Source organism: Burkholderia sola (assembly GCF_905400185.1).
GTDB lineage: Bacteria > Pseudomonadota > Gammaproteobacteria > Burkholderiales > Burkholderiaceae > Burkholderia > Burkholderia sola.
This window is the reverse complement of record NZ_FR989675.1, coordinates 1,395,004-1,407,155: the sequence shown is the minus strand read 5'-3', so window position 1 is coordinate 1,407,155 and position 12,152 is coordinate 1,395,004. Positions and strand designations below refer to the sequence as shown.

The window sequence follows — 12,152 nt, the reverse complement described above, 5'->3', positions numbered from 1 at the left end:
TCGGAAGGGGGTCAATGGCCGGGCGAGCCGGTCGTCGTCAGCGTCTTGCCCGGCGCGGGCTGCTTCACGCGATCCTCGACGTAGCGGCGTACCGCGTCGGCCGCGACCTGCGCATCGGCGCCGCCGTACGGCACGGGCGCGACGAGGTCTTCCGGCCGCGCGAGCATCGTCGCGAGATTCGTGTAGGTCGCGCAGCCGAACGGCACGCCGGGCCGCCCGAAGCCGGCGTCGACGAGCTGCGACGGCTGCATCAGCTTCGCGCAGTCGGGCGGCACCGCACGGACGCCGTCGAAGCCGATCGCGCGCGCATCGGGCAGGTTGATCGGCGGAGGCGTCGACAGGCAGGCCGCGAGCGCCAACGGCAACGGCGCGGTGAACAGGGTTCGAAGTCGCATGCGTGCTCCTCCGGTCAGTACACGAAGCCCGCGGCGCCGACGAGACGCGGCGTGTCGCCGGTCAGCAGGTCGAGCCCGAGGTTGCGCTGGATCGCGAACTCGAGGTCGCTGCTCGGCCGCGCGACGGTGTCGAGCGCCTGCTCGAGCTGGCCGGGCCCGGTCGGCTGCACGATGTACGGCGTCACGATCACGACGACCTCGGTCTTGTTGTCCTGGAAGTTCTTCGACGAAAACAGCCGGCCGATGATCGGCAGCCGGCCGAGCCCCGGGATCTGCGACACGGTATTGGCCGTCTGGCTCTGCAGCAGCCCGCCGATCGCGAAGCTCTGCCCGCTCGACAGCTCGACCGTCGTCTCCACGCGCCGCACGGAGAGCCCCGGCACCGTGACGCCGCCGGTCGTCACGCTGTTGTTCGGATCGACCTCGCTCACCTCCGGGCGCACCTTCAGGCTGATCCGGTTGTCGGCGAGCACGGTCGGCGTGAAGTCGAGCGATACGCCGAACGGCTTGAATTCGACCGTGATCGCGCCGGTCGTGTTGCCGGCCTGCGCGACCGGAATCGGGATCTCGCCGCCCGCGAGGAAGCTCGCGGTCTGGCCGGACATCGCGGTGAGGTTCGGCTCCGCGAGCATCGTGATCAGCCCTTCCTGATCGAGCGCGTCGAGCACGACGTCGATCGACCAGCGCCCCGTATGGAAGCCGCCCACCACCGAATACGCGCCCGTCGGCGACAGGTTGAACAACCGGTTCGTCGAATCGAACAACGTGCGCCCGTTGAACAGCCCGCCGATGAAGTTGCCGGCCGCGCCGAGCGAACTCCAGTTGATGCCGAGCTGCTGCGTGATGTTGCGGCTCACTTCCGTCACGCGCACGCGCAGGTTCACCTGGATCGGGCGCGACAGCGTGAGCCGGTTGACGATCTTTTCCTTGTCGTTCACATACGGCGCGAGCGACTGCATCACGGCGTCCGCGTCGGCCGCGCTCGGCACCTTGCCCGACACCATCAGCGAGCCCGGCGCGCCGGACACCGCCAGCTTCAATTGCGGAAAGCGGCCGTCGAGCACCGTCTGCAGCGAGGCGGTGTCGACCTGCACGATCACGGTCCGGCGCAGGATCGGCCGATGATTCGCGCCGAGCGCGATCAGCGTGGTCGTGCCGGCCTTCTTGCCGAACACGAACACGGTGCGCGGCGACGGCACCTGGATGTCGGCGATGCCCGGGTCCGCGACGAACATCGCGGTCGCCGGTTCCGGCAGCGACAGCATCTCGCCCTTGCCGGTCGCGATCGACAACGCCGCGCCGGCGTCCGCCGCGTGCGCGCGCTGCGCGAACGCGACGTCCGGCGCGACGAGCGCGGCCAGGCACCAGAAAGCGATCCAACGAACCATGCGCACCATGCGTGTTCCCGTCAAATGCCGGCCGCCGGGCGGCCGGTTCCGAATCGACACCTCGACACCTCGTCCTCGCGTCACTGCGCGACCGCCGCCCGCGGCACTTGCGCCGTCGTGTCGGCAGCCGCATTGCCCATCGCGGGCGCCGCCGGCGCAACCGGCGTGCCCGGCCAGCCGGACGGCAGCGGCGGGATGCCCGGCATGCCGACGCCACCGACGCCACCGCCGCCGGTGCCACGCGAGCCGTCGTCCACCGACGAGCCGCGATAGATCACGACCGTGTTGCCCTGCGGTGCCGCCCGCATGCCCGTGTCGGGCTTCGCGGACGACGAACGCGTCGCGTCCCGGAACGCGCGCGATACGTCGCCGGCCCACACCGGCGGCGTATCGGGCTCCTGTTCGTCGCCGCCCGCGGCCTGGCGGCGATCGCTCGTCGCGAAGCTGCGCAGCGCGAGCGACAGCGAACCGAGGCGCGTCGCGACCAGCACGACCTGCGCGGTGCGCGGCGCGACCTCGAGCGTGACCGTGCGCGCGCGCACCGGCGCGTCGGGCGCACTCGCGGCCGTCTTCGCACGCTGGAATTCCGAGCCGACCGCGAGCACGCGCGCGCGGCGCACGACCGTCTCGGCTTCGAACGTGCCGGGCGTCGTCGCGGAACCGCCGATCTGCTGCGTGAGCACGACGTCGACGAAGTCGCCCGGCTGGATCAGCCCCGCGTTGCCCGACACGTCGTCGACCGGCACCGAGATCGCGCGCATGCCGGGTTGCAGCGCGGCCGCGAGAAAATCCGGCGCGCCGGCCGGGATCACGTTGTCCGCGCGAATCGGCGCACCGGCGTCCACGCGGTTGCGCAGCAGCGCGCCCTTGAGGTCCGCGCCCGGCTGCGACTCGACGAATGCGCCGGCCGGCACCTGCGCGCGCGGCATGCGCTTCCACGCGAGATCGTTGTCGCGCAGCAGCAGCCCTTCGGGCAGGTCGGCCGCCGCGACGCGCACGTCGACGTCGCTCGCCGCGCCAGGCGCCGGCGGCGTCGACGCGGCGACATAGAGCTGGCGCAAGAGGAACGCACCGATGGCGGCAGCGATGATCAGCACGGCCATTCTCAGGGGTTTGGGCATGGCGGCGTGCGTCCCCGCTAGGTGAGCGAAACCGCGTGAGGAAATGGCGCCCAGACGGCCAGTGCGCCGCCGAGCGAGAGCGCGATGCCGTACGGCACGCCACGCGTGTCGATCGCGCGCGCCGGCGCGATGCGGCGACGCCGCCACGCAACGGCCGCGAGCATCGCGAGGCCGCATGCGACGCCGCTCGCCCCGACGATCGTCAACACCGGGAACGCGAGCGCCGGGCCGGCCCACAGGAAGACGGCCGCCGCCAGCTTCACGTCGCCGCCGCCGATCCAGCCGGCGTGACGCAGTCCGGCGAACAGCAGCAGCATCGCCGCGGCGGTCGCGACGTGAGCGGCGAGTTGCGCGAGCCCTTCGCGTGCGAGCGCGGCCGCGACGAAATACAGCATCGCGAACGCGAGTACCGGGCGGTTCGACAGGCGCCGCGTGCGCACGTCCTGCAGCACGAGCGACATCAGCACGAGCGTCGCCGCCGACTGTACGAGATAGAGCATCGGAGAGCCGTCCGTCGGCGCGCCCCGGCTGGATACGTCGTACCGCTGCGGATCCGTGTATTCGTCGGCGGCGCGCGGGTTCAGGGGGATCAGATCAGCGCCGTGACCTTGTTGATCAGCGACGTGAACACGGCCGGCAGGCCGCCGGTGTTGCTGCTCAGGATCACCCCGACCGCAGCCAGCGCGACGACGACGATGCCGGCGAGGACCGCGTATTCGAGCGAGCTGACGCCGCGTTCATCGCGCAGCAGGGATTTGACGTAGTGCAGCATGACAACCTCCGTGTGACGGGGTCGTTGATCGACCGTTGAATGTAAAGACGCGGCGTTGCTTCGGTGGCGTTCACTGCGTTTCGCCCATTCATGACTCATGCGGCAGGCCCGGCAACGGGCCGTTCGCATCCCCCGGAATCCCTTCGATCGCTGCAACGCGAGTTCGGCGGCAATGGAATCCGCCATTACCCGCGCTCGCTTGTTGCCTGACCGCATCGACACGATACGGATCAAGCCGGTTCGTCTAGGGTATAGACAATTTTTTTGGCGTTTTCAAATAATTTAGCGTCGAAATGTATTTATGGAAAAGCCCGTTCACAAGTGAATCGAGATCCCGGCAGTCGGCGTATTATCGTGCCTCCGCATTATGTGGTCGCTATCCACTTTAATAGTCTTACGGCGTCGGGCGGAATGATTTTCCGAATCGCGCACAATTTACGCATTTGTTCGATTTTCGATTGCCGGGCAGTCCTCTTTATTGCCTGGGTATCGAATTCCGACAGCCGCCCGGCGTCGCGCGAAACGCGTTCCGCGAGCGTGCCGGTCGACGCCATGCGCACCTCCGCACCGTGCATGCTTCGAGCGCGTCGGCGGCTTCCGGTCAATGGCGATCGCGCGGCTCCGCCCCGCCGAGCGAGCGCAGCGGAGACGGGCGGATGCCGAGGCGGACCACGCCGAGATCGGCCCCGCTCATCGACGTGTGCTCGAACCGCTGGAACGACTCGGTGATGTGCTTGCGCAGCAGCGCGACGTCCCATGGCTTGATCAGCACCTTCTGAACGGACCCGTTGCCGGACGCGTCCGCGATCGACGCGCCGTCGCCGTAGCTGGACAGCAGGATGCGCACGATGTCCGGGTACAGCGCCTTGACACGCTGCAGCAGGTCGAGCCCGGACACGCTCGGCATCCGGAAGTCCGACACGATCACGCCGACGCGATGCTGCGCGAGCAGGTCGAGCGCCTCGTCGGGATCGGTGGTGGCGAGGATCTCGTAGCCGTCTCGGCCGAGCGCCTGCCTGAGCATCTGCAGGACCGCGCGGTCGTCGTCCACCAGCAGCAGCGTACGGTGCAGCAGTTCGCGCTGCCGGCAGTGCTCGGGCAACTCCGAGCCGGCGGACAACATGTCGGCGATCTCGTCACCGGTGACCGGATGGCTGAAGTAGTAGCCCTGCATCGCGTGGCAGCGATGCCGGTTCAGGAACGACAGCTGGGCTTCCGTCTCCACGCCCTCGGCCACCGTCTCCATGTGCAGCGACTCGGCCATCGCGATGATCGAGCGCGTCAACGACGCACCTTCCGCGCTGGTGGTGACGTCGCTGAGGAACGAACGGTCGATCTTGACGACGTCGATCGGCAAGTCCTTCAGGTACGACAAGCTCGAATAGCCGGTGCCGAAATCGTCCAGCGACAGCACGACGCCGAGCGCCTTCAGTTCGCGCAGCGTATGCGCGATCGCATTGGAGTCCTCCATCAGCACGCTTTCGGTCAGCTCCAGTTCGAGCGAGTCCGGCTCGAGACCGGTTTCCGCGAGCGCCGTGCGCACCAGGTGGGCCACGTCCTGCTGCCGGAACTGGCGCGCGGACAGGTTGACGGCGATCCGGATCGGCGGATGCCCTTCCCGGCGCCACGCGACGGCCTGCGCGCACGCGGTGCGCAACACCCACTCTCCGATCGGCAGAATCAACCCGGTTTCTTCGGCGATCGGGATGAAGCGGTCGGGCGGAATCACGCCGATGCCCGGACGTCGCCAGCGAATCAGCGCCTCGACGCCGCTGATCTGGCCGGTCTTGAGATCGACCTTCGGCTGGTAGTACAGCTCGAGTTCACCGTTCGCGACGGCCTGATGCAGCGCGTTTTCGAGGATGGTCTGCTCTTCGACGCGCGCGCCCAGTTCACGCGTATAGAAGCTGTAGCAATTGCGCCCGTGTTCCTTCGCGCAATACAGCGCGGCATCGGCCGTCTTCAGCAGCGTCTCCGCGTCGGTCCCGTCGGTCGGGTAAAGGCTGACGCCGACGCTGGTCGTCACGTGCAGGTCGTGGCCGTCGAGCACGAACGGCGCAATGAAGGTGTCCAGGATCTTGCGGGCGATCGTGTCCGCGTCCGACGCCGTCGCGAGATTGACCAGCATCACGACGAACTCGTCTCCGCCGAGCCGCGCGACCGTGTCGCCGTCGCGCACCGAACTCTTCAAGCGCGCGGCGACGACCCGCAGCAGCCCGTCGCCGGCCGAGTGACCGAAGCTGTCGTTGATGTGCTTGAAGCGGTCCAGGTCGAGCACCATCACCGCGATCAGCTGCCCGGTGCGCCGCGCCTGCGACATCGCCTGCTCCATCCGGTCGCCGAGCAGGTTGCGGTTCGGCAGGCCTGTCAGCGCGTCGTGATTGGCGAGGTATTCGATACGCCCCTGCTGCATCTTGCGTTCGGTGATGTCCTGCACGATGCCGCGCAGGATGATCGCGTGGTTCGGATCGCGGCCGGACTCCGCCTGGTGCAGCACGCAGCGCTCGGTGCCGTCCGCATGGATCAGCCGATGCTCGATCGAGAACGCGACGCCTTCGGTGCGCAGGCTCGTGTAGGACTGCACAAGGAGCGGCTGCTCGTCTGGCGGCACGGCCTGCACGAGGCGCTCGAACGTCGGCGGCGTGTGGGCGGCGTCGAGCCCGAGAATCCGGTACAGCTCCGGCGACCAGTAGCCGTCCGTCCGCCCGGCCTGGTATTCCCAGTTGCCGAGGTGCGCGAGCGCCTGCGCATGCGTGAGGCTGACCTCGGTCGTCGCCAGCTTTTCGACCGCCGCGGCCGCGCGCAACAGATAGCGGACCCGATACCCGAGCAGTTTCCACCGCATCGGCTTGGACACGAAGTCGGTCGCGCCGGCGTCGAACGCGCTGGCGATCGATGCGTCGTCGTCGTTGCCCGTGAGCATGACGATCGGCACGCGGCGGCCCTCGGGCAACGCGCGCAATGCGCGGCAACAGTCGAATCCGTCGCCGCCGGGCATTTCGACGTCGAGCAGGACGACGACCGGACGATGACGCAGGAACGCGTCGATGCCTTCCTGCGGCCCCGTCGCTTCCTCGACGCGAAAGCCTTCGGGTTCGAGCGTCTCCACGACCAGCAGGCGCGTCATGGCGTCGTCGTCGATGATCAGAATCGCCGGCACATCGGCATGTTCCTGGTTCACGAGCATCCTCCTGTTTTGCCGCCGCGCAATCGCCATGGCGATCGGCCGGCCCGGCGTCCGTTCAACCTTCGACGCGCTCCGCGATCAGCGCCGCGTGCGCGTGCCCGAATTCCGCGTCCGTGCCGGCGACCAGCTCCACCGCCGCGCCGACGTCGGCTGCGCGCGCCAGCTGCTCGATCGCGCGACAACGCGCCGACAGCAGGTGCGCGCCGACGTTCGCGCTGCTCGATTTCAGCGTATGGGCGGCCAGCTTCAGCGCATCGGCGTCGCCCGCTTCGACCGCCGCATGCATGTCGCGGATCAGCCGCGGCGCGTCCGCCGCGAATTGATCGATGATCCGCGTCAGGACATCCGGGCGGCCCGGCCGCTGAAGCGCGCGCAATGCATCGAGCGCCTTCTGGTCGATCACGCTGGCGTCGTCGTCCGGATCGGGGGCCGCGCCACCGCCCGCTTCCGGACGCGTATCGATGTCGGCGCCCGTCGTCGCCGCATCGCTTCCGGTTACCGGCGCGCACGCCGCGCCGCCGACATGGCGCGCGAGCATCTGCAGCAGCGCATCGCGGCGAAACGGCTTGCCGAGATAGTCGTCCATCCCGGCGGCCAGGCAGCGCTCGCGGTCGCCGCTGAGCGCATTGGCCGTCAGTGCGATCACCGGCATGCGCGGCGCGCCGGCTTCGGCTTCGCGACGGCGCAGTTGCCGCGTCGCCTCGAAGCCGTCGAGCTTCGGCATCTGGCAGTCCATCAGGACGACGTCGAAACCGTCGTCCGCCAGCCGCTGCAGCGCCTGCTCGCCGTCGTCGGCCACGTCGACCTGATAGGCGGTGTCCTCCAGCATCGCGAGCGCGATCTGCTGGTTCACGACGTTGTCCTCCACCAGCAGCACGCGCGCCGCGATCTCGTCGAGCGGCCGGCGCGGACCCGCGGCGGCGTCGTCGGACACCGGCTCAGCAGACGTCAGCCGCGGCGGCATCACGTGCATCGCCGAGGCGATGGCCGCATGGAGATCGGCGCCATGGAGCGGCTTCGTCAGCCGGGCGGCGATGTCGAGTTCGTGCGCGACCAGCACGCTGTCCATCATCTCGAACGCGGTCAGCGTGATGATCCTGAGCGCACGCAGCGACGGATCGCGGCGGATGTACTGCACGAGCGAGATGCCGTCCATGCCCGGCATCCGCACGTCGACGATCGCGAGATCGAACGGCGCGCCGTCGGCGACCGCCGCGCGCAACTGCGCCAGCGCGTCGTCGCCGCCGATCGCCGTGGCGACGCACAGCTGCCATTCGATCGCATGTTCGAGCAGCACGCTGCGATCGGTTTCGCTGTCGTCCACGATCAGCACCTTCAGGCCGGCGAGCGACGGCCGTGCCTCCGATGCGACGCCGACCTCCCCGGACGCCGGCTCGAACGGGGTCGTCACGGTGAACACCGAGCCCTGGCCGGGCGTCGATTCGAGCGTGAGCGCGCCGCCCATCATCTCGGCCAGCTGCCGGGAAATCACGAGGCCGAGCCCGGTTCCGCCGTATTTGCGCACGGTCGAGTTGTCGGCCTGCTGGAACGGCCGGAACAACTGCGCGGCCACCTCGGGCGCGATGCCGATGCCGGTGTCGGCGATCGTGAACACGATGCGGCCGTCGTCCGCATACGACACGCTGAGCGCGACGTGCCCGTGCTCGGTGAACTTGATCGCATTGCCCAGCAGGTTCGTGAGCACCTGGCGCAACCGCACCGGGTCGCCGCGCATCCATTCGGCAACGGTGTCGCCGCGCCGGTACACGAGCGCAAGCGCCTTGCGTTGCGCGTTCGGCTCCAGCAGCGCGACGACATCGTCGAGCAATTGATGCAGATTGAAATCGATGCGCTCCAGCGTCAGCTTGCCCGCCTCGATCTTCGAGAAATCCAGAATGTCGTCGATCAGCACGAGCAGCGTCTGCCCGGATCGATACACGGTGTCGACGAACTTGCGCTGCTTCGACGTCAGCCGCGTGCGCTGCAGCAGCTCGGTCATGCCGAGCACGCCGTTCATCGGCGTGCGGATCTCATGGCTCATCCGCGCGAGAAACTCCGATTTCGCCGAATTCGCGGCTTCGGCCGTGGCGATCGCCGCCTGCAAATCGACGTCGCGGCGTTCGATTTCGTCGAGCATCATGTTGAAGCCGGCGACCAGCGCCGCGACTTCGTCGCGGCCTTTGTGCGTCATGCGCAACGACAGGTCGCTGCCGCTGCGAATGCGCGCCATCGTGCGCGTCAGGCGCGACAGCGGCCCGGAGATCGACGCGCCGAGCCGATGACTGATCAGCAGCCCGCCGATCGCGAGCAGGAACGATACGCCCACGATCATCAGGATCGCGGTCGCCACGGCCCGGTAGACGTCCGATACGATGCCGCGCTGCTGAAGGTCGACGCGCACGGCCTCCTGCTCCGTGTAGGCCGCGAGGCGATTGGCCGTCGTATCGACGTCCGCGACGATGCCCTGCATGGCCACGTCGTTGGCCAGCATGTCGGACTTCACCGCGAGGATGCGGCGCGCGGATCCGGCCAGCTCCGTGGTCAGTCCGACGACCTCCTGGGCGCGCTTCACGTTGCCCGGGCCGTCCGCGGCGAGCGCATCGCGCAGTGCGCCGGCGGATGTGGCGAGCGCACCGATGTTCTTGTGCAGCTCGTCGTCGCCGCGCGCCAGACGGTCGTTGCCGTCGCTTTGCGCGATCATCCGCAGGTCGAACGCCAAAGCGCTGATGCCGCCGTTCACGATCGCCGACAGCGACGCGACGCGCGCGGCTCGCCGCCGGAATTCGATCGCCTCGTCGAGACGCTGTCGCGCCTTGACGATCTGCAATGCGAACGGATCCGCGATCTCCGCGAGCTTCGCGTCCAGCGCCTCGAGCGACTGCAGCACACTGCCCTCTTTCGCGCGGTAGCGGGCCGCGACGGACGGCTCGGCGAACATGACGCCGCGCAGCGCGACGAGGCCCTCGTGGCCGTCGAGGATGTCGGCCGCCACGCGCCCGAGTGCGGTCGTCACGCCCTGCGCGGTGGCGGCATCGAGGTTCGGCACCGCGAGCGCGAGCGCATTGCGCGCGCCGTCGATCGACGCCTGCATGCGCTCGCGCAGCGGCGCGAGCCGGTATCGGTTCGGCGCGACGTCGACGCGGCCGGCGACGGTGATGATGTCCTTGACGTTGGTGCGAACCTGGTCGAGCGCATGAATCGTCCGGTTGTATGCGGTGTTGGCCGCGAGCGCGCCGCTCACCGCCGCATCGGCGTCGTTGTCCAGCCGCTCGGTTTCCTTGCCGATCTCGGTCAGCAGCGCGGCGCCCCGCGCCTGCACGCGTTCGATCAGCCGGCGCTCGGCGACCAGTTGCGCCTCGCCGCGCAGGCGCTTGTCGACGCCTTCGTTCATCGACCGGAGCATCGTCCGCAGATCGGTGGACGGTTCGTCGATACCGTGCCGGTCGATCGCGCGCACGGCGGCCGTGATGCCGGCGATCCGCTGCAATTGCGTTTCGATCTGCGACGACGACTGCTGCCGCTCCGATGCGTCCTGTGCGTGCTCGAGCCGGCCGAACTCCACCGCGAGTTCCGCATACGCGCGCTGGAGTTCGTTGCTGCGCACCTGCAGCGGCAGCGATTCCGTCGTCAGCGTGCGCACGCCGGACGCAATGCCGTGCACCGCGATCAGGCTGGTCACCGAAATCGCCACCGCGCCCAGCAGCATCAGGCTGGTACTGGTGACGAGCTTCGCCTTGATGTCCATGCAGCCCTCCAGGATCGGAATGGCCTGACGGCCATCCGCCGCTCATTGCGCCGGCACGACCAGCGGCGTGACGTGCCCGTGCGCGATTTCGGTGAGGAACACGTCGTTCAGCGCCTGATGATCGTCGCTGCTCAGGTTGACCACCAGGCCGCCGAGGTCGAGATGGCGGATCGATTCGAGCGCCTGCTTCAGCGTTGCCCGCGTGGGCGATGGCCCCGCACGCTCCAGCCCGATCAGCGCGACCTTCGCGTCGAGGCAGCCCTCGATGTGCACCACGCCGATGTGCTCGTCCGGAAAGCGCTGGGCGATGAGCCGCGCGCAGTCCCGGATCACCGGGCGATCGCTCTGCGGCAGCGGCACGACCTGCGAAATCAGCATGCCATTCCCTTCGTCGCCGATGAGGCGCAACAGGTCGTCGGTGCCGACGAACGACACCGCCGCGAGATGGGCCGTGAGGCCTTCGCGGTGCGCGGCGCGAACGAATGCGGCGACCGGCGTATACGGGCCGACCATGATGACGACGTCGGGCCGCCCTTCGAGTACGGCCGCCAGACCCGTGTCGACCGCCGTCGTGCCGCGGCGGAACGTGCCGGTGGCGACGACGTCGAGGCCATGGCGGCGCAGCGCGAGCCGCGTGCCCGCCAGCACCGCGAGCCCGAAGCCGTCGTCCTGGTAGAACACCGCGAAACGCGTCGCGTGGTCGTGCGCGATCAAATGATCGACCAGCGCGCGCGTTTCGTCGTCATAGCTCGCCCGGATGTTGAAGACCTCCGGCGTGACCGGCTTGCGCAGCGCCATCGCGCCGCTGAACGTACCGACGAGCGGAATGCCAGCGTCCCGGATCATCGGCAGCACCGCGGTGGTCGTCGGCGTGCCGACGTAGCCGAACAGCGCCAGCACGTTGCCCCGCTCGATCATGTCCAGCGTGTTGTCCACCGTCCGGTCGGGTTCGTAGCGATCGTCGGCGACGACGAGGTCGATTTTTCGCCCGTGCACGCCGCCGCGAGCGTTCGCGTCGTCGAATACGGCTTGCGCGCCGATCAGCAGCCCATGTCCGAGGCCTGCGGAATTGCCCGATTGCGCGTTGACCATGCCCAGGCGGATCGTGTCGCCGGTCACGCCGGGCTCCGCCGCGAATCCGGCGCTCTGGCCGCTCAGTGCGGCGCAGCATGCGATCAGCGCCAGCGACTGCCTGCCGCCGGGACGCGCGAGTGCGCGCAGTAGGTTCGAAGACCAGGTGCGGGAACACATTGGTGCGACTGACACACTCTCGTCCATGTAGGGCTCCCGCTCGGCACCCGGTTGTTCTGATCTGACGATGCGCCCCGCCGCGTGCCGCACCGCTACCGTGGTACGAGTCGATTAGTCATATATATAGGTGGCATCCGTTGGGACTGCAAGGCGGGAGGCGCGGGGCCACGCCGTTGTGGCGGATTGTTGCGCTGCGGCGATCGAATGCGGGAGGGCGCGACTGTGTGGGATCGCGTGTGCGGCATTTCGATACGGTCGTCAGTGCGTCGGTTTGTTGCGGGAATTGGTGCGCA

At 68.7% G+C, this 12,152-nt stretch carries 8 protein-coding genes; all 8 read right to left on the bottom strand.

Features of this window, described 5'->3' with window-relative positions:
* Positions 1–11: 11 nt before the first annotated feature.
* Positions 12–395, bottom strand: a complete 384-nt coding sequence (locus KR541_RS06540; protein ID WP_050013712.1) for a CpaD family pilus assembly lipoprotein — start codon at positions 393–395, stop codon at positions 12–14.
* Between the two features lie 14 nt (positions 396–409).
* Positions 410–1,792 carry a type II and III secretion system protein family protein gene (locus KR541_RS06535; RefSeq protein ID WP_050013711.1) on the bottom strand — a complete coding sequence of 461 codons (1,383 nt, stop codon included), beginning with the start codon at positions 1,790–1,792 and terminating at the stop codon, positions 410–412.
* Between the two features lie 71 nt (positions 1,793–1,863).
* On the bottom strand, positions 1,864–2,904 hold the full coding sequence (gene cpaB, locus KR541_RS06530) for a Flp pilus assembly protein CpaB (RefSeq protein ID WP_050013710.1): 1,041 nt from the start codon (positions 2,902–2,904) through the stop codon (positions 1,864–1,866).
* A 17-nt stretch (positions 2,905–2,921) separates the two neighbouring features.
* Positions 2,922–3,404, bottom strand: coding sequence for an A24 family peptidase (locus tag KR541_RS06525; protein ID WP_050013709.1), 483 nt, complete (start codon positions 3,402–3,404; stop codon positions 2,922–2,924).
* Between the two features lie 89 nt (positions 3,405–3,493).
* Positions 3,494–3,676, bottom strand: coding sequence for a Flp family type IVb pilin (locus tag KR541_RS06520; RefSeq protein WP_050013708.1), 183 nt, complete (start codon positions 3,674–3,676; stop codon positions 3,494–3,496).
* 601 nt (positions 3,677–4,277) lie between these two features.
* A complete protein-coding gene (locus KR541_RS06515) occupies positions 4,278–6,863 on the bottom strand; it encodes an EAL domain-containing protein (RefSeq protein ID WP_414590639.1) in 2,586 nt (861 codons plus the stop codon).
* Positions 6,864–6,918: 55 nt separating this feature from the next.
* Entirely contained in the window at positions 6,919–10,608 is a 3,690-nt protein-coding gene (locus KR541_RS06510) for a response regulator (RefSeq protein WP_216089450.1), read from the bottom strand.
* 42 nt (positions 10,609–10,650) lie between these two features.
* Complete coding sequence (locus tag KR541_RS06505; protein WP_239468933.1) at positions 10,651–11,727, bottom strand: ABC transporter substrate-binding protein; 1,077 nt, start codon at positions 11,725–11,727, stop codon at positions 10,651–10,653.
* Positions 11,728–12,152 lie beyond the last annotated feature (425 nt).

What these genes read in the sequence shown, in the direction of transcription:
- KR541_RS06510 (WP_216089450.1), bottom strand. Translation starts at nt 10,608, where the DNA reads ATGGACATCAAGGCGAAGCTCGTCACCAGTACCAGCCTGATGCTGCTG.
- cpaB (WP_050013710.1), bottom strand. Translation starts at nt 2,904, where the DNA reads ATGCCCAAACCCCTGAGAATGGCCGTGCTGATCATCGCTGCCGCCATC.
- KR541_RS06540 (WP_050013712.1), bottom strand. Translation starts at nt 395, where the DNA reads ATGCGACTTCGAACCCTGTTCACCGCGCCGTTGCCGTTGGCGCTCGCG.
- KR541_RS06520 (WP_050013708.1), bottom strand. Translation starts at nt 3,676, where the DNA reads ATGCTGCACTACGTCAAATCCCTGCTGCGCGATGAACGCGGCGTCAGC.
- KR541_RS06525 (WP_050013709.1), bottom strand. Translation starts at nt 3,404, where the DNA reads ATGCTCTATCTCGTACAGTCGGCGGCGACGCTCGTGCTGATGTCGCTC.
- KR541_RS06515 (WP_414590639.1), bottom strand. Translation starts at nt 6,863, where the DNA reads ATGCTCGTGAACCAGGAACATGCCGATGTGCCGGCGATTCTGATCATC.
- KR541_RS06535 (WP_050013711.1), bottom strand. Translation starts at nt 1,792, where the DNA reads ATGGTGCGCATGGTTCGTTGGATCGCTTTCTGGTGCCTGGCCGCGCTC.